Annotated in this window: 12 protein-coding genes; 9 read left to right on the top strand and 3 right to left on the bottom strand. The window is 66.7% G+C overall.

The features are described 5' to 3' along the window. Window positions 1-32: 32 nt before the first annotated feature. Window positions 33-899: a DUF6279 family lipoprotein gene (locus B597_RS44260; protein ID WP_003295700.1), complete on the top strand. Its 867-nt coding sequence runs from the start codon at window positions 33-35 to the stop codon at window positions 897-899. Here the strand turns inward: B597_RS44260 and B597_RS44255 are convergent. Next, on the bottom strand, window positions 896-5,221 hold the full coding sequence (locus B597_RS44255) for a DEAD/DEAH box helicase (RefSeq protein WP_024162503.1): 4,326 nt from the start codon (window positions 5,219-5,221) through the stop codon (window positions 896-898). The two genes, B597_RS44260 and B597_RS44255, sit on opposite strands and share 4 nt — an antisense overlap. A gap of 111 nt (window positions 5,222-5,332) precedes the next feature. Between B597_RS44255 and B597_RS44250 the strand changes: the two genes are divergently transcribed. Both B597_RS44250 and B597_RS44245 read left to right on the top strand, forming a co-directional pair. Further along, window positions 5,333-5,638, top strand: a complete 306-nt coding sequence (locus B597_RS44250; RefSeq protein ID WP_024162502.1) for a hypothetical protein — start codon at window positions 5,333-5,335, stop codon at window positions 5,636-5,638. A 9-nt stretch (window positions 5,639-5,647) separates the two neighbouring features. Next, the gene (locus tag B597_RS44245; protein WP_003295702.1) at window positions 5,648-6,343 is read left to right on the top strand and encodes an SDR family oxidoreductase; all 696 of its coding nucleotides are present in this window, start codon (window positions 5,648-5,650) and stop codon (window positions 6,341-6,343) included. 16 nt (window positions 6,344-6,359) lie between these two features. On the opposite strand, the gene B597_RS44240 is transcribed toward B597_RS44245, so the two are convergent. Then, window positions 6,360-7,175: an OBAP family protein gene (locus B597_RS44240; RefSeq protein WP_024162501.1), complete on the bottom strand. Its 816-nt coding sequence runs from the start codon at window positions 7,173-7,175 to the stop codon at window positions 6,360-6,362. A gap of 137 nt (window positions 7,176-7,312) precedes the next feature. Here B597_RS44240 and egtB point away from each other — a divergent pair, with 137 nt between their 5' ends. From egtB to B597_RS44225, 3 genes are read left to right on the top strand one after another with little or no spacing between them, the layout of a single operon-like run. Then, window positions 7,313-8,608, top strand: a complete 1,296-nt coding sequence (gene egtB, locus B597_RS44235) for an ergothioneine biosynthesis protein EgtB (protein WP_003295705.1) — start codon at window positions 7,313-7,315, stop codon at window positions 8,606-8,608. 2 nt (window positions 8,609-8,610) lie between these two features. Continuing rightward, a complete protein-coding gene (gene egtD, locus B597_RS44230) occupies window positions 8,611-9,573 on the top strand; it encodes an L-histidine N(alpha)-methyltransferase (protein ID WP_003295707.1) in 963 nt (320 codons plus the stop codon). Between the two features lie 3 nt (window positions 9,574-9,576). Further along, the gene (locus tag B597_RS44225) at window positions 9,577-11,340 is read left to right on the top strand and encodes a S8/S53 family peptidase (RefSeq protein ID WP_003295708.1); all 1,764 of its coding nucleotides are present in this window, start codon (window positions 9,577-9,579) and stop codon (window positions 11,338-11,340) included. 4 nt (window positions 11,341-11,344) lie between these two features. Here B597_RS44225 and B597_RS44220 read toward each other — a convergent pair whose 3' ends face one another. Next, window positions 11,345-11,818, bottom strand: a complete 474-nt coding sequence (locus B597_RS44220) for a MarR family winged helix-turn-helix transcriptional regulator (RefSeq protein ID WP_003295709.1) — start codon at window positions 11,816-11,818, stop codon at window positions 11,345-11,347. Between the two features lie 159 nt (window positions 11,819-11,977). On the opposite strand from B597_RS44220, the gene B597_RS44215 reads away from it, so the two are divergent. The 3 genes from B597_RS44215 (at window position 11,978) to B597_RS44205 (ending at window position 16,957) form a co-directional block, all read left to right on the top strand. Continuing rightward, entirely contained in the window at window positions 11,978-13,750 is a 1,773-nt protein-coding gene (locus tag B597_RS44215; protein WP_003295711.1) for an N-acetylglutaminylglutamine amidotransferase, read from the top strand. Window positions 13,751-13,886: 136 nt separating this feature from the next. Further along, entirely contained in the window at window positions 13,887-15,626 is a 1,740-nt protein-coding gene (gene ngg, locus B597_RS44210; RefSeq protein WP_003295712.1) for an N-acetylglutaminylglutamine synthetase, read from the top strand. 131 nt (window positions 15,627-15,757) lie between these two features. Next, window positions 15,758-16,957 carry an osmoprotectant NAGGN system M42 family peptidase gene (locus tag B597_RS44205; protein WP_003295714.1) on the top strand — a complete coding sequence of 400 codons (1,200 nt, stop codon included), beginning with the start codon at window positions 15,758-15,760 and terminating at the stop codon, window positions 16,955-16,957. Window positions 16,958-17,063: the final 106 nt, after the last annotated feature.

Below are 17,063 nucleotides of genomic sequence, written 5' to 3'. Positions count from 1 at the left end.
ACAGAACCGCTGCCGTACCGCGAGGAACAACGATGCGCATCACCGCCAGACTGCTTCTGCTGACGCTTCTGAGCACGACTCTACTGGCTGGCTGTAGCCGTGCCACGCTGGTCTATCGCAACCTGGACATGCTGGTTCCGTGGTCGCTGAACGACTACCTGGACCTGGATCGCGCCCAGCAGCGCGAGCTACGCGAACGGCTGCGCAATCATCTGGCCTGGCATTGCACTACCCAGCTGCCGCAGCTGCTCGCCAGCCTGCAACAGCTGGAACGCAAAAGCGCCAACGGCCAGCTCGACCATCACGACCTGAAACCACACTACCGGGCCGCACGCGAAGCCCTGCGCAGCATCGCCATCGAAGTCACGCCAACCGCCAGAGACCTGCTGCGCGCCTTGGACGACGAGCAGGTGCGGGAACTGCGCGCAGCGCTGCAAGAAAACCGCCGCGAGCACCGCGAGAAATATCTGGCGCCGCCGCTGTCGCAACAGATTCGCGAACGAGCCGAGCGGATGCAGGAGCGCCTGCAATTCTGGTTCGGCGAGCTGAACGCCGCCCAGCGCCAGCGCGTGCTGCTCTGGTCGCATGCGCTGGGCGAGCAAAATCGCCGCTGGCTGGAGAATCGCGAGCGCTGGCAAGCCAGCTTGCTCGGTGCCGTGGAACAGCGCCACGAGGAAGGCTTCGACGCCCGCATCGCCCAGCTGCTGCAGGACCGCGAAGCGCTGCTGAGCGCAAGCAGTCGCGCCGCGTTGCAACGCGCCGAGCAGGAAGGCCTGGCGCTGGTGAGCGATCTTTACGAGCTGGCCAACGAAGAACAGCGCAGGCACCTCACCGGGCAGTTGGCAAGCCTGCAGGCGGACTTCGCCAGCCTGAAATGCCTGCCGCCAGCGAACGCCTAGCGCCGCGGCACAGCCAGGAGCCGCCTCACCTCGCGCTGTTCGGTTTCGTCGAGCCGGACCAGCAGCTCCGGCTTGCCAGCGACCAGCTTCGCCAGCGGCACACCATCGCGGTAGAGGATGCGATTGCCCGCCAGTGCCGGAACCCTATCGCCGGGCAGCAACTGGCCCAGTTGATTCAACGGATCGACCGCCGATACAGATAGCAGCTCGCCGGACGGCGGCCGCCTGCGCACCTCCCGCAGCAGGCCGACCGCTTCCGGCAGGGCGAACTGTTCGCCCGCCACGCCAGCGACGAAACGCCCACCGCGAAGCTCGCCACGCGCCTCCAGCCGGTGATAGACCCGCAGCAGCTCGCGCCAGGGCGGTAGCCAGTCGGCCTCGCGCGCCAGCAATCGCCAGAACACCACACCGTAGCGCCGCAGCAGCACCCGGGCGATATGCTCCAGCGCCTCGCCATCGATCGTCGAGCGCCGGCCCGCGGACTCGTCGACCATCGCCGGCTTGCGCACCAGGGCCCAGCGGCCGGCATCGGCCATGCCGCCGATGAAGGCACCGCCGCGGGTTCGCCGGGCCGTGCGCGAGCGCTTGCTGGCGGGCGTCAGCAATGCACGCAGACCGGCGAAGCTGTCGGCGTTCACCAGCCCCAGCGCCACCAACTCGCCGAGCGCGTCCTCCAGCTCGCTGCGCAACAGGTGCGCTTCGTGTTGCAGCTCATCGAAGAACAGCGCGCCCTGTGCCTGCAGGCAATCCAGCACCCGTTGTCCTCGTGACGACAGTTCCGGCGCAGGCGCGTCGCCCACCAGGGAATTCCAGGTATTGAGCTGTCGACGTGGCAGCAGCACGATGGGCGTGCCACGCACCGGCCCGCCGCCGGTCTTCAAACGACCGGCCAGGCGCGTCCAGACGATACGGCCGGAGCGGCACAGCTCGTCCAGCCAGCTGCCGCCGTAGTCCTTCAGACGCGCTGGCAGCAGATCGCTTTCCCAGGCCGCGGCGGCCGCCTGGAAGCCCTCCAGCTGTTCGACCAGGGTGACCAGCGCCTCCCGCCCCTGCATGCGCGTGGCCGCGGACAGATGCTGCCAGTCACCGAGAAAGCGCATGAAGTCGGCACGCTCGACGGGCTCGATCTCCCGTCGCAAGCGCTTGACCGTGTAGCGATGGATACGCGCCAGCAAGTGCCGCTCGCACCACTCGTCTTCGAGCGTGCCGGACGTGAAGCGCCCACGCAGCACGTATCCCTGGCTTTCCAGGCGGGTCAGCGCCATCGCCACGGCGGAAGCCGGCAGAGCCAGCGGTCGCGCAATCAGCCCGACCGGTAACGGACCGAAACCACTCAGCCGGGCGCGGATCAGCTCCACCAGCGCAGCATCTTCCTCGAGCGGCTGATCCTGCCCTGCGGGCGCCAGCAGATGCGGCTCGAATGGCGCCTGCGGATAGACTGCCCGCAGCAGTGCCAGGCGCTCCAGCGGCAGCCACAGCGCGCGGTCGTGGGCGACCTGCATGCGCGTGGCACGCCGCCCCCTGGCCAGTTCAGCCAGCCATGAAAGCCACTGCGGCTGTGCCGTGGCCTCGGACTCCGCGACGCAGCCAAGCGCAGTCAGCGCCTCGTGCATTTCGTCGGCATTGCGCACGTCGGGCCAAGCCTCCTCGCGCACTGCGTCGATTGCACCCGGGTCCAGCGCCCCGAGATCGTCGCTCGACTCGGGATCGCTCCAGCGTCGGGCGAGCACCGCCTGGGTGCGCCGCTCCTCCAGCGGAGCATCATCGAGAAAGGCATAGGGCCGTGCGCCAAGGATCTCCATCGCCAGCGGCGACGGTGCCGGGAGGTCGCGCGCGAGCAATTCCACCTCGCCGCTTTCCATGCGTCGCAGCAGCGCCAGCCAGCCCTCGCAATCCATCGCCTCGTGCAGGCAGTCGTCGAGAGTCTGGCGCACCAGCGGATGCTCGGGGATCTCGCGCTCGCCGACGATGTTTTCCAGGCAGGCCACCTGATCCGGGAACACCGTCGCCAGCAGATCCTCGCTCTTCATGCGCTGCAGTTGCGGCGCCACCTTGCGCCCGCCGGCCATACGCGGCAAGGCCAGCGCGGTAGTGGCGTTCCAGCGCCAGCGCACGCCGAACAGCGGCGCATCCAGCAGTGCCTGGATCAGCACCTGCTCGGCGCTGGCCGAATGCAGGTAGCGCCAGACTTCTTCCAGCGCAAAGCTGTGGCTGGTGGACAGCGAGAGGATGATGGCGTCCTCGGTAGCCGCCGCCTGCAGCTCGAAATTGAAGGTGCGGCAGAAGCGCTTGCGCAGCGCCAGCCCCCAGGCTCGGTTGATGCGGCTGCCGTGGGGCGAATGGATGACCAGCTGGGTGCCGCCGGACTCGTCGAAGAAACGCTCCATGATCAGCCGCCGCTGGGTCGGCAATGCGCCCAGCGCCGAGCGCGCACGGGCCAGGTATTCGACGATCTGCCGGGCGGCGGCAACAGAAAGCTCGAGGCTGTCGACCAGCCAGGCGATGGCCGGCTCCAGCCGTGAGCCGGCTTTCGCCAGATCGGCATCGCTCAGGCGGCGGTCGATCTCGTCACGCAGCCGCGCGACCGCACAGGACAGCGCGTCGCTGCGTCCCGGGGCCTCGCCGATCCAGAACGGAATGCTCGGCGGCATGCCCTGGGCGTCCTCGACACGCACCCGCCCGGATTCGATCCTGAGGATGCGATAGGACGTGTTGCCCAGCTGGAACACATCACCGGCCAGGCTCTCCACGGCGAAGTCCTCGTTCACCGTGCCGATGTTCAACCCCTGCGGTTCCAGCAGCACCGCATAGTCGGCGTTGTCGGCGATGGTGCCGCCTGAGGTCAGTGCGGTCAGTCTCCCGCCGCGCCGGCCGCGCAGACTGCGCGTGACCATGTCCCGATGCAGGTAGGCGCCGCGCGACCCGTGGCGGGTGGTGTAGCCTTCGGCAAGCATCTGCAGCAGGGCCTGGTAGTCGGCATCGCCGAGCGTGGCATAGGGCATGGCGCGGCGGATCAGCGCCAGCAGTGCGTCCTCGCTCCACTCCTGGCAGGCCACCTCGGCGATGATCTGCTGGGCCAGCACGTCCAGCGGCGCCAGGGGAATCTTCAGCGTGTCGAGTTCGCCCCGGTGCACCGCATCGAGCAGCGCGGCGCACTCGATCAGGTCATCGCGGGAAGTGGGGAACAGCCGCCCCTTGGACACACCGGCTACCTGGTGCCCGGCGCGTCCGACCCGTTGCAGGAAGGCGGAGATCGAGCGTGGCGAGCCTAGCTGGCAGACCAGCTCCACGTCGCCGATGTCGATGCCCAGCTCCAGCGAAGCGGTGGCCACCAGGACCCGCAACTCGCCGCGCTTGAGCTTCTGCTCCGCCGTCAGTCGCTGCTCGCGCGCCAGGCTGCCGTGGTGGGCGGCGACGACGGCATTGCCCAGCCGTTCGGACAGATGCCGGGTGGTGCGCTCGGCCATCCGCCGCGTGTTGACGAATACCAGCGTGGTGCGATGCTCGCCAGCCAGCGCCGCGAGGCGGTCGTAGACCAGCGCCCAGACATCGTTGCTCATCACCGCCTCCAGCGGCACCGGCGGTACGTCCAGGGCCAGGTCGCGGGCGCGGCCATGGCCGCTGTCGACGATCTCGCACGGCCGTTCGGCGCCGACCAGAAAGCGCGCCACGGCCTCGATCGGCTTCTGCGTCGCCGACAGCCCGACCCGCACCAGCGAGCGACCGCAGAGTGCTTCGAGCCGCTCCAGCGACAAGGCCAGGTGGCTGCCGCGCTTGTTGCCGGCGACGGCGTGAATCTCGTCGACGATCACGCTCTGTATGTCGGCCAGCATCTGCCGGCCGGATTCCGAGCCGAGCAGCACGTAGAGCGATTCCGGCGTGGTGACCAGGATATGCGGCACGCGCTTGCGCATCGCGCTGCGTTCGGCCTGCGGCGTGTCGCCGGTGCGCACCGCGGCACGGATCTGCAGCGCTGGCAGGCCCAGGCGCGCCAGCTCCTCGGTAATACCGGCCAGCGGTTGCTCCAGGTTGACGTGGATATCGTTGGACAGCGCCTTGAGCGGCGAGACGTAGAGCACCCGCGTGGCGTCGGCCAGCCCGCCTTCGGCCAGGCCCTGCTGCACCAGCGCATCGATGGCGGCGAGAAAGGCCGTCAGCGTCTTGCCCGACCCCGTCGGCGCAGCCACCAACGTCGAACGCCCGCTGTGGATCAACGGCCAGGCAGCCGCCTGGGCCGCTGTCGGCGCCGGAAAGCTGCGGACAAACCAGCCCGCCACGGCAGGGTGGAAACAGCTCAGCGGATCGGTAGGGGACGTGGTCATGCCGATGAATATGGTGGTGCCCCGGTCGTTGTACAAGCGACAGCCGGTCGCCGAAGGGGAAACGGCGGTGGGATACGGCGGTCAACCACAGACATCCGCAACGCCACGGAGATGACCATGACCCCGCTCAGCCTCGATAACGCCATGCAACTGGCCTCGGCAGCCTTCCTGCCCTGCGGCTGCGTGACCAGCGCCAACCCCGAAGATGACAGCTTCGGCTTCACCGTCATGAACGGCAGCGGCGAAACACTCGCCCGGGTGCCGCAGGTACGCGACTACGCCGACCCGCTGCGCATGGCGCAGGTGCTCGAGCAGACCCGCCAGGAGCTGATCGACAAGGGCTGCACGCTGGAACCCTGGAGCATGCCGTTCATCACCGATGACAGCGCCATTCCGGAAACCACCCCGAACTACTGAGGAGGCAGCATGAGCGATCCCCTCCTGCTGATCACCGGGGCCTCCTCCGGCATCGGTGCCGCCACTGCGCGACTGGCGGCCGAGGCCGGCTATCGGCTGGCGCTCGCCGCCCGCTCCGAGGACAAGCTGCAGCATCTGGTCGATGAGCTCGGGGCACAGCGCGCCATCGCCATTCGCTGCGACGTGACCGACCACGCCGCACAGCAGGCCATGGTGCGACGCCTGCTGGAGCACTACGGCCGGCTCGACGCCGTCTACGCCAACGCCGGCATGCCGGGCAGCGAAGGCGGCTTCAGCGGCGCCGATCCCGAGGTCTGGAAACAGATGCTGCTGACCAACGTCTACGGCGTCGGGCTGACCCTGCGTTGCACGCTGGCCGCACTCAAGGCCAGCCGCGGACATCTGCTGCTCACCGGCTCGGCGGCCGGTCGTTTCGTCATCCCCGGCTCGATGTACAGCGCCAGCAAATGGGCGGTGACCGGCATGGGCCTGAGCGTGCGCGAAGAGCTGCGCGGCACCGGCGTGCGGGTCACGCTGATCGAACCGGGAATGGTCGATACGCCGCTGTTCGACGAACCACCGCCGTATGCCCTGCAGGCAGAGGATATCGGCCGCGCGGTGGTCTTCGCACTCAGCCAGCCGGCGCACGTGGACGTCAACGAGATTCTGGTCCGCCCGACACCGCCGTTGCAGGACAAGCAGTAAGCGCGGGGTGCGGCGCTCAGCGCGGATCGCTGCGCTGCTGCTGTTGCTGCAGACGGCCCGACTCGTTGATCTCCGCCGGCCCTGCTGCATCGCCATGACGGTGTTCGCCGGAGCCGCGCACGCGCTGCAATTGAATCACGTCGCCGTTTTCCCAGGCATTGGCCGCCGGGTCGACCGTTGGCTGCGGAATCGACTCGCGGCTGCGGCGAATCGCCTGGGTATCCACGCCGAGGCGCTGGTCACGAGCATGCTCCAGCGCCGGATCGAGCTGGCCGTCGGCGGTGAAGCCCATCATCAGTGCCGGGATTCCGTAAGGCAGCTCCTTGTCCCGGTCGGTGTGCCAGGTGTGCCAGGTCTTGCCATAGGTGTCGACCACCTGCTCCATCAGTCGCTGCTCCGCCACCTGCGGCAGGCCGGGCGCGACCAGCGTACCGGACTTCACTTCGTAGTCATGGCTGTGCCAGAGCTTCTTTTCGTCCTCCGGCAGGGTACGGAACAGCCGCGCGCTGATGATGTATTCGACACCCATGAGCTTGGCGTCGCGGCCATTGCCGTCGTAGATCAACGCCTGCATCACGTCCTCATTGAGACGCGTGACGTAGTGATGCGCCTCCATCTGCCCGTCCATATCGCCGTTGTAGAAGTGGAAGCCGTTCAGATAGGCGCTGACCGCATTCAGCGGCGCCTGGCCCTGCAACAGTTTGGCGCCGGCCTCCAGCGCTCGTGTCTCGGCGCTTTTCGGCGCACCGGCGGTATCGGTATAGGACGCCGTGTTGTGCTGACCGCAAGCAACCAGCAATGCCGCGCCCCCCATGATCAATGACCTTCGCATGGCTCGATCTCCTGCTCTGTTCCTACAGGGAGTGACCAGGCGAAGGCCGAGTTCAGGCCGGTCGGCAGAAACTTTGTACAGCGCACCGGGTCGCTATGAAAGGCCTGTTTCGGCCTGAAATTGCAAGGGGGACAGCCATGGGCAACCTGGCAGAGCAGCCATATCCGCAACCGCCGCTGGCCGAGCTCGAGCAATTGCTGCAGCGCTACCGACAGGTGCGCGCGACCAGCGAGGCGATCTGCGCTCCGCTGCAGGTCGAGGATTACGTCATCCAGAGCATGCCCGAGGTCAGCCCGCCGAAGTGGCACCTGGCGCATGTCAGCTGGTTCTTCGAAACCTTCCTGCTGCTGCCGTACCTGGGCGGCTACCGGCGACTGAACGAGGCCTACGACCACCTGTTCAACTCCTATTACCAGACCCACGGCCTGCCGTTTCCCAGGGCACGTCGGGGTGTGCTGTCACGCCCTGGCGTCGATGAGGTCTATGCCTATCGCCGGCATGTCGACCAGGCGCTGGGCGAGCTGCTGGCCAACCCGCCCCGCGAGCAGGCCGCCGAGATCGTCCGCCGCGTCGAACTGGGTTTGCAGCACGAGCAGCAGCACCAGGAGCTGCTGCTGATGGACATCAAGCACATCCTCGCGCAAAACCCGCTGCATCCAATCTACCGAGACACTCTCGGCAAGCCACTGCCGAGCGCCGCCGAACGTCCTCGCTGGTATGAATACACCGGCGGCGTACAGCACATCGGGCATGCCGGCCGCGACTTCGCCTTCGACTGCGAAACGCCGCGGCACCGCCAGTTCGTCGAGGATTTCCAGCTCGCCGAACGGCTGGTGAGCAATGGCGAATACCAGTCGTTCATCGCCGACGGCGGTTATGCGCGGCCGGAGCTGTGGCTGTCGGACGGCTGGGAGCTGATCCAGCAGGCCGGCTGGAACGCGCCGTTGTACTGGCTGCGCGAAGATGGCGCCTGGCACGAGATGACCCTCGGCGGTCTGCGCGTGCTCGACCTCGAGGCGCCGGTCTGCCACATCAGCTACTACGAAGCCGATGCCTATGCCCGCTGGGCTGGTGCCCGACTGCCGAGCGAGGCCGAGTGGGAGCTGGCCGCGGCCGAGCAACCGTTGTGTGGCAACTTCCTGGAAAGCGACTACCTGCAACCGGTTGCCGCACCGCCCGGTCACGAAGGCCCCAGGCAGCTGTTCGGCGATGTCTGGGAATGGACGGCCAGTGCCTACCTGCCTTACCCGGGCTTCCGCCCGCTGGACGGCAGCCTCGGCGAATACAACGGCAAGTTCATGTCGGGCCAGATGGTGCTGCGTGGTGGCAGCTGCGCCACCCCGCAAGCCCACATGCGCGTCACCTACCGCAACTTCTTCCAGCCGGCGATGCGCTGGCAGTTCGCCGGGCTGCGCCTGGCCAGAGGACTTTGAACATGGCGCTGGCCATCCACTTCCACGATCAGCTGCAACGGCCGCACGACGCCTCGCTGCGCGACGAAACCCTGGCCGGGTTCGCCGCGCAGCCCAAGTGGGCATCACCGAAGTTCTTCTACGATCGCCGCGGCTCCGAGCTGTTCGAGCAGATCTGCCGGCAACCGGAGTACTACATCACCCGCACCGAGGAGCAGATCCTCGCCGATGCGGCCAACGACATCCTCGACATCGCCGGCCCCAACAGTGACCTGATCGAACTGGGCAGCGGCGCCAGCCGCAAGGTCCGCCTGCTGCTGGAGGCGCTGCACCCGGCCAGCTATCTGGGCATCGACATCTCCGAGGATTTCCTGCTCAGCAGCACCCAGCGCCTGGCCGCCGACTATCCCTGGCTGGAGGTACACGCCGCCTGTACCGACTTCTCCCATGGGCTGAACCTGCCGGACGACTTCGCCAGCGAGCATCCGCTGGTGTTCTTCCCCGGCTCCAGCATCGGCAACTTCACCCCTGTCGAAGCGACCGCCTTCCTGCGGCGCCTGCACGATGTGCTGCCGGCAGGCGGCGGCCTGCTGATCGGCGTCGATCTGGTCAAGGAGCGCGCCGTGCTGGAGGCGGCCTACAACGACCGTGCCCACGTCACCGCTGCGTTCAACCTGAACCTGCTGCAGCGCATCCGCAACGAACTGGACAGTGATATCGATCCGTCGCGCTTCGTCCACCAGGCCTTCTTCAACGCAGGCGAGTCGCGCATCGAGATGCACCTGGTCAGCCCCGCTGCCCAGGATGTGACCATCGAAGGCCAGTGTTTTCACTTCGCTGCCGGGGAAAGCCTGCATACGGAGAATTCCTACAAGTACACGCTCGAATCCTTCGCCAGACTGGCCGATGCCGCCGGCTTCGACTGCCGCGGCCAGTGGACCGATCGGCGCGAACTGTTCAGCGTGAACTACCTGCAGCGACGCTGAGCAATGAGCGCATATCGCTCCGCCGCACTGGCCGTCGGCCTGCTGGGCGCGCTCGCCAGCCTTCCCGCGGGCGCCGATCCGGGCATGCGGATCGTGCAATTGCAGCGCTGCGGCGATCTGTTCGCCGAAGCCAGATTGACCTGGTGTCTGCGCACCAGTGGCGTTCCCGAAAGCGACGTACAGCTGAAGCTGGCTGGCCAGTCGCTGGGCGCCGAACAGGTCCGCCGCGATGGCAACCATGTGCAGCTGAGCCTTGCGCCGGAGCAGGTCCGTAGCGGGCCGCTGTGGCTGGAGCATGCCGGCCAGCGCAGCAACCCGGTCTGGCTGTCGAGCGGACGCAGTCACGTGGTCGCCGCGAATGCCGACGAGGTGGCGCACAACATGGACGGGCTGACGACCTACGTCGACCTGGTCAGCCTGATCATCGAAGAGGATCACGACGGCCTGGCCAAGGCTAAGCGGCTGGCCGAGAAATACCGGGCGAAGCTGGTCGGCTCGATCGCCCCGCTCAATACCTACCAGCTCCGCCTGCCGGTGGACAACCTCACCGAACGCGATGCCATGGTGCTGCGCCTGGGCAGCGAGGAAGGTGTCGATGCGGTGGTGATCGAGGAATCAGCCGCCGAGAGCGCCGAGCAAGAACCCTACGAGCGGGAGCGGCCGCACAACCGTGAATGGGCCGCCAACCGCTTTCTCGACGCGGTGGACTACTACCGCGAGCGCAGTCCCGCCGTTCGTAGCACGGAGGACACGCAGCCACTGCGCATCGGCATCATCGAACGGTCAGTCGATTTCGATGCGCCACACTTCGCCGAATATCTGCGGCCCTGCGACCCAAACGAACGCCGCACCTGCCTCTACGCCCGCGATGCCGATAAACCGGACAACCATGGCAGCAGTGTCGCCGGGATCCTCACCGCGCATGCCGCCGACGCCCGCGACCAGGGTTTTCTCAGCGCACTGGATGGGACCGGCCCCGGCTTCGAGGTGATCGTCGAACGCAACTCGGATGCCGGCATCACCGCCAATGTCGCGGCCTCGGTGAACCTGGTCGAGGACGGTGCGCGAATACTGAACTGGAGCTGGGGCATTCACCGCATCGGCACACTGGATGTCGACGGCGAGCCGGTCGACTCGCTGCTGCGTTCGGGCATCGCCATGAGTGGCTACGAAGAGCTGCTCGAGGAATTCTTCCTCTGGCTGCGCCGCGAGCATCCGGACGTGCTGGTCATCAACTCCGCGGGCAACGGCTCGGCACGTTCCGGCCGCGACGACTATCGCCTGCCGTCCTCATTCATCACCGGACAACTGCTGGTGGTCGGTGGCCACGAGCGCGACGAGCGGCGCAAGGTCGCGGTGGATCATCCCGACTACGTGCGCAAGCGCAAGTCATCCAACGTCGATATGCGCGTGGATATCACCGCCGCCGCCTGCACCCGTGCCGCGACCCTTAACCCCGAGCGGCGGGGCGAGGTGCATTGCGGCACCTCCTACGCCACACCGCTGGTTGCCGGTGCAGTGGCTGCGATGCTCTCGATCAATCCTGAACTTGCGCCCGATCAGGTGCGCGAGCTATTGCGCCGCAGCGCCATGACCATCGGCCGGGATTCGGATTTCGAACCCGCCGAGGCGGACGATCTCACCGCGCCGATCCTGCCCTCGGAACGCGGCGATCGCCTGGACGACCGCGATGTCGGCCGCTCGGCGCGGCTGGACATGCGCAAGGCCCTGGAACTGACGGCGGAGAGCCTGCAGAACAGGCGCTGAAGATTCACTCCATGTCGCCACACAACTCGGCGGCGCGCAGCAGTGCGGCGGCCAGGCCGTGGCGCTCCCACTGCGGCAAGGCGGCGAAACGTGCCCGGAACTCCGGCGGAAGCAAGGCCGGCGCCTGTTGCAGCAGAGCCCGCCCGCTGTCGCTGAGCAACAGCCACTGCCGGCGCCGATCCTGATTGTCGCGCTGGCGCTGCAGCAGTCCGCGCTCCTCGAGTCGGTCGAGCTGTCCGGACAGCGTTGCGGCAGTAAGACTGACACGCCTGCTCAGATCGCTTGCCGTCAGTTGCCCTTCGCTGGCAAGGACTTGCAGTATCATCAGTTGCACCGGGCTCAGGCCGCCATAGCGAGCCAGGCGCTTGGCATGCACCTCGGCGTCCTGCTGCAATCTGCGCAACGCCTGGAACAGAGGCATTTCGAAGGCTGCAAGCGCGGCAATATTAATTTCATCTAGAACTGTTTCTTCGCTCATAAATGTTATTTCTGCGGACAATAAACTTTGACATCAAAGCATTTTTTTGTTTTGGTGTAAAAAGATGACTGACCGGCGGCGCGCTGCGCTTTCCGCAAGCTGAACTTCGACCGCGACGGGTCAGTCACACTCCCCAACGGCAAAACCGGTAAGGATCTTATGTGTGGCATAGCTGGAGAACTTCGTTTCGATAACCGCCCCGCCGACCTGGCTGCGGTTGAACGCATCACCCAACACCTGACTGCGCGCGGCCCCGACGCGTGCGGCTTCCACAGCCAGGGGCCGCTTGCCCTGGGCCATCGTCGCCTGAAGATCATGGACCTGTGCGAGGCCTCCGGCCAGCCGATGATCGACTCGGCCCTCGGCCTGTCGATGGTCTTCAACGGCGCCATCTACAACTACCCCGAACTGCGCGCAGAGCTGGAAGGACTGGGCTATCGCTTTTTTTCCGAAGGCGATACCGAGGTGCTGCTCAAGGGCTTCCACGCCTGGGGCGAAGCGCTGTTGCCGCGCCTGAACGGCATGTTCGCCTTCGCCATCTGGGAGCGCGACAGCCAGCAGCTGTTCATCGCCCGCGACCGCCTCGGCGTCAAGCCGCTGTATCTGTCGCGCACCGACCAGCGCCTGCGCTTCGCCTCGTCGCTGCCGGCCCTGCTCAAGGGTGGCGACATCGCCGGTGTGCTGAATCCGGTGGCGCTGAACCACTACATGAGCTTCCACGCCGTGGTGCCGGCACCTGACACCCTGATCGCCGGTATCGAGAAATTGCCGCCGGCCAGCTGGATGCGCGTCGATGCCAATGGCACGACCACCACCCAGCGCTGGTGGGAACTGGAATTCGGTGCCCGCGAGGACGAGCGCAACTACAGCTTCGAAGACTGGAAGCAGCGCACCCTGGACACCATGCGCGAGGCAGTGGCGATCCGTCAGCGCGCGGCGGTGGATGTCGGCGTACTGCTTTCCGGCGGGGTCGACTCCAGCCTGCTGGTCGGCCTGCTGCGCGAAGCAGGGGTTGCCGACAACCTGCTGACCTTCTCCATCGGCTTCGAAGATGCCGGCGGCGAGCGCGGTGACGAATTCAAGTACTCGGACCTGATCGCCAAGCACTACAACACACGCCACCACCAGCTGCGCATCCAGGAAAAGGAAATCCTCGAGCAGTTGCCGGCAGCCTTCCAGGCGATGAGCGAGCCGATGGTCAGCCATGACTGCATCGCCTTCTACCTGCTCTCGCGGGAAGTGGCCAAGCACTGCAAGGTGGTGCAGAGCGGCCAGGGTGCCGACGAGCTGTTCGCCGGCTATCACTGGTACCCGCTGGTGGATGGCGCCGAAGACCCGGTGGCGGCCTACCTTGCGGCATTCCGTGATCGCACCTACGAGGAATACGCCGAAACCATGCAGCAGCAGTGGGTCAAGGGCGATTTCTCCGGCGACTTCGTCCGCCAGCACTTCGCCCAGCCCGGCGCCGACGCCGCGGTGGACAAGGCGCTGCGCATCGACAGCACGGTGATGCTGGTCGATGACCCGGTCAAGCGCGTGGACAACATGACCATGGCCTGGGGCCTGGAGGCGCGCACGCCGTTCCTCGACTACCGCGTGGCCGAACTGTCGGCACGCATTCCGGCCAGGTTCAAGCTGCCCGACGGCGGCAAGTACGTCCTCAAGGAAGCCGCGCGCCAGGTGATCCCGGCCGAGGTGATCGACCGGCCCAAGGGCTACTTCCCGGTGCCGGGCCTCAAGCATCTGCAGGGTGCGACGCTGAACTGGGTGCGCGAGCTGCTGCTCGATCCCAGCCAGGAGCGTGGCCTCTACAATCCGCAGGCGCTGGAGAAGCTGCTCGCCGACCCGGATGGCCAGCTCACTCCGCTGCGCGGTTCAAAACTCTGGCAGTTGGCGGCGGTCAATCTATGGTTGAGCGAACAAGGCCTTTAAAGGTGGTCGATGCCGTCGCCCGACCACCAAGGCCCCGATAACCCGCTCACGAACGGCTGCAGTTGGCTCGCACCACGGGGGCGAAGGCCTCGCCCCGCCGCTCGCCGGTTCGTGACTTAGCATCAAGGAACGTACCATGCAGAAGTCTCAAGCCTACGGCCAACGCCTGTTGCGCGGGCAGGCTCCGACCTACCAGCGGTTGCAGGCACGCTTCGCGGAGGACGGCCAGGAGGAACCTAGCGGGCCGGTGATCCTGCACTGCGGTTGGGGCCGCATTCTGGTCGGCCATACCTATTCCGACCCTGCACAGCTGGCCGCCGAACTGCTCAACGAGCAGGCCGGCGAGCGCGACATCGCACTGTATGTCGCCGCTCCGCACCAGGTGCTGTCCTACGCGCCTCAACAGCTGTTCCTCGACCCCTCCGATACGCTGCGCATCTGGTTCAGCGACTACCGCGCCGCGCAGAAGCGCTTTCGCGGCTTCTGTGTGCGCCGCGCGCAGAACGAGGCGGACTGGCAGGCAATCAACGGCCTGTACCAGTCACGCGGGATGATGCCGGTCGATCCGGAGCGCTGCACGCCGCGTGAAAAAGGCGGCCCGGTGTACTGGCTGGCCGAGGACGAAACCTCCGGGCAGATCATCGGCAGCGTCATGGGCATCGATCACCATCGCGCCTTCAACGACCCGGAGAACGGCTCGAGCCTCTGGTGCCTGGCCGTCTCGCCCAGCTGCCCGCGGCCGGGGGTCGGCGAAGCCCTGGTTCGTCACCTGATCGAACACTACATGGGTCGCGGCCTGGCCTATCTGGACCTGTCGGTGCTGCACGACAACCAGCAGGCCAAGGCGCTGTACGCCAAGCTCGGCTTCCGCGACCTGCAGACCTTTACCGTCAAGCGCAAGAACAGCTTCAACCAGCCGCTGTTCCTCGGCCCGGGGCCGGAAGCGAAGCTCAATCCCTACGCCAGGATCATCGTCGACGAGGCCCGCCGGCGCGGCATCGAGATCGAAGTCAACGATGCCGAAGCCGGCCTCTTCACCCTGACCCAGGGTGGCCGCCGCGTGCGCTGTCGCGAATCGCTGTCGGACCTGACTTCGGCCGTGAGCATGACGCTCTGTCAGGACAAGCGCCTGACCCACCGTACGCTCTCTCATGCGGGCATCTGCCTGCCGGCCCAGCAACTGGCCGCCAGCCCCGGCGAAAACGCCGCTTTCCTGGCTGCACATGGCAGCGTCGTGGTCAAACCGGTCGATGGCGAACAGGGCATGGGCGTTGCCGTGGATTTGCGCGACGCCAGCGAGATGGAGGCGGCGATCCAGCGCGCCAGGCAGTATGACAGCCGCGTCCTGCTGGAGAGTTTCCATCCCGGCCTCGACCTGCGCATCGTGGTGATCGGCTTCGATGTGGTCGCCGCCGCGGTACGCCGCCCGGCGGAGGTCATCGGCGATGGTCGTACCAGCATCGGCGCGCTGATCGAGAAACAGAGCCGGCGGCGCCAGGCTGCGACCAGCGGCGAAAGCCACATTCCGCTGGACGATGAGACCCAGCGTTGTCTGCGCGACGCCGGGTTCGACTTCGACAGCGTGCTGCCCGAAGGCCAGCGCCTGGCTGTGCGCCGCACCGCCAACCTGCACACCGGCGGCACGCTGGAGGATGTCACCGCGCAATTGCACCCCGAACTGATCGAAGCCGCCGTGCGCGCCGCCCGCGCGCTGGATATCCCGGTCGTCGGTCTCGACCTGCTGGTGCCGGCACCGGACCAGCCGGAATACGTCTTCATCGAAGCCAACGAGCGCGTCGGCCTGGCCAACCACCAGCCGCAACCGACCGCGGAGCGCTTCATCGACCTGCTCTTCCCGCTCAGCACCGCTGGCTGAGCCGCCAGGCGGTCCGGCACAACGCGCCGGGCCGCGGCAGGTCGTTCACTGGCGACCGGCGGCAGCGCCTCCGGCCACGCCCGAAACCCACTCCACAAGGCGGACGCGAGCCGCCGTCCCAGGGAGCCCTCATGACCGCGAAACTACCCGAGCCGGACCTCAACTACATGCAGCGCGTGCTGCTGGAAATGCTGGCCATACCCAGCCCTACCGGCTTCACCGACACCATCGTGCGCTATGTCGCCGAACGGCTGACGGAGCTGGGAATCCCGTTCGAACTGACCCGTCGCGGCACCATCCGCGCGACGCTCAAGGGCCGTCGCTACAGTCCGGACCGGGCCGTCGCCGCGCACCTGGACACCATCGGCGCCATCGTGCGCGAGATCCAAGACTCCGGCCGCCTGGGCCTGGCCCCCGTCGGCTGCTGGTCGAGCCGTTTCGCCGAGGGCAGCCGGGTCAGCGTCTTCACCGATACCGGCGTGATCCGCGGCAGCGTCCTGCCGCTGCTCGCTTCGGGGCATGCCTTCAACACCGCAGTGGACGAAGCGCCAGTCAGCTGGGACCACGTCGAGCTGCGCCTGGACGCCTACACCTACAGCCGCAACGAGACCTGCGCACTGGGGGTGAACGTCGGCGATTTCGTGGCCTTCGACCCGATGCCCGAATTCACCGAAAGCGGTTACATCAGTGCCCGCCACCTCGATGACAAGGCCGGTGTCGCCGCACTGCTGGCGGCCCTCAAGGCCATCGTCGAAAGTGGCCGCGAGCCACCCATCGACGTGCATCCGCTGTTCACCATCACCGAGGAGACCGGCTCTGGCGCAGCGGGCGCCCTGCCCTGGGACGTCAGCGAATTCGTCGGCATCGACATCGCGCCGGCAGCCAAGGGCCAGGCGTCCAGCGAACATGCCGTGACGGTCGCGATGCAGGACTCCGGTGGTCCCTACGACTTTCATCTTTCGCGTCACCTGCTCAAGCTCGCCGACGAACATGAAATCCCGGTACGTCGCGACCTGTTCCGCTACTACCACAGCGACGCCCAGTCGGCGATCGAGGCCGGTCACGACATCCGTACGGCGCTGCTGGCCTTCGGCTGCGACGCTACCCATGGTTACGAGCGTACCCACATCGACAGTCTGGCGGCGATGAGCCGGCTGCTTTGTGGCTACATGCTGAGCCCGCCGGTATTCGCCAGTGATGCGCACCACACCCAGGACTCCCTAGAGCGCTTCAGCCATCAACTGGAACACGATGCGCAGATGGAGAACGACACCCGGGTACCTCCCGTGGACACCCTGGTCGGTCGTCAGCCCAACGATCGAGACGGCTGAGCCAAAGGCTTACGTGACAAGCCGCTTTCTTCCGGCAGGCAAGGCTTGCCGCTCGACGCGCAACTCGGCAAAGTTAGCCGGACAAGGACGTGCGGCACTCTGAAGG

The sequence above is a fragment of the Stutzerimonas stutzeri KOS6 genome (genome assembly GCF_000307775.2).
GTDB lineage: Bacteria > Pseudomonadota > Gammaproteobacteria > Pseudomonadales > Pseudomonadaceae > Stutzerimonas > Stutzerimonas stutzeri_B.
The sequence above is the reverse complement of the archived record's forward strand: the minus strand, read 5'-3'. Positions and strand labels throughout refer to the sequence as shown.

What these genes read in the sequence shown, in the direction of transcription:
- B597_RS44245 (WP_003295702.1), top strand. Translation starts at nt 5,648, where the DNA reads ATGAGCGATCCCCTCCTGCTGATCACCGGGGCCTCCTCCGGCATCGGT.
- egtD (WP_003295707.1), top strand. Translation starts at nt 8,611, where the DNA reads ATGGCGCTGGCCATCCACTTCCACGATCAGCTGCAACGGCCGCACGAC.
- B597_RS44205 (WP_003295714.1), top strand. Translation starts at nt 15,758, where the DNA reads ATGACCGCGAAACTACCCGAGCCGGACCTCAACTACATGCAGCGCGTG.
- ngg (WP_003295712.1), top strand. Translation starts at nt 13,887, where the DNA reads ATGCAGAAGTCTCAAGCCTACGGCCAACGCCTGTTGCGCGGGCAGGCT.
- B597_RS44255 (WP_024162503.1), bottom strand. Translation starts at nt 5,221, where the DNA reads ATGACCACGTCCCCTACCGATCCGCTGAGCTGTTTCCACCCTGCCGTG.
- B597_RS44220 (WP_003295709.1), bottom strand. Translation starts at nt 11,818, where the DNA reads ATGAGCGAAGAAACAGTTCTAGATGAAATTAATATTGCCGCGCTTGCA.
- B597_RS44250 (WP_024162502.1), top strand. Translation starts at nt 5,333, where the DNA reads ATGACCATGACCCCGCTCAGCCTCGATAACGCCATGCAACTGGCCTCG.
- B597_RS44240 (WP_024162501.1), bottom strand. Translation starts at nt 7,175, where the DNA reads ATGCGAAGGTCATTGATCATGGGGGGCGCGGCATTGCTGGTTGCTTGC.
- egtB (WP_003295705.1), top strand. Translation starts at nt 7,313, where the DNA reads ATGGGCAACCTGGCAGAGCAGCCATATCCGCAACCGCCGCTGGCCGAG.
- B597_RS44215 (WP_003295711.1), top strand. Translation starts at nt 11,978, where the DNA reads ATGTGTGGCATAGCTGGAGAACTTCGTTTCGATAACCGCCCCGCCGAC.
- B597_RS44260 (WP_003295700.1), top strand. Translation starts at nt 33, where the DNA reads ATGCGCATCACCGCCAGACTGCTTCTGCTGACGCTTCTGAGCACGACT.
- B597_RS44225 (WP_003295708.1), top strand. Translation starts at nt 9,577, where the DNA reads ATGAGCGCATATCGCTCCGCCGCACTGGCCGTCGGCCTGCTGGGCGCG.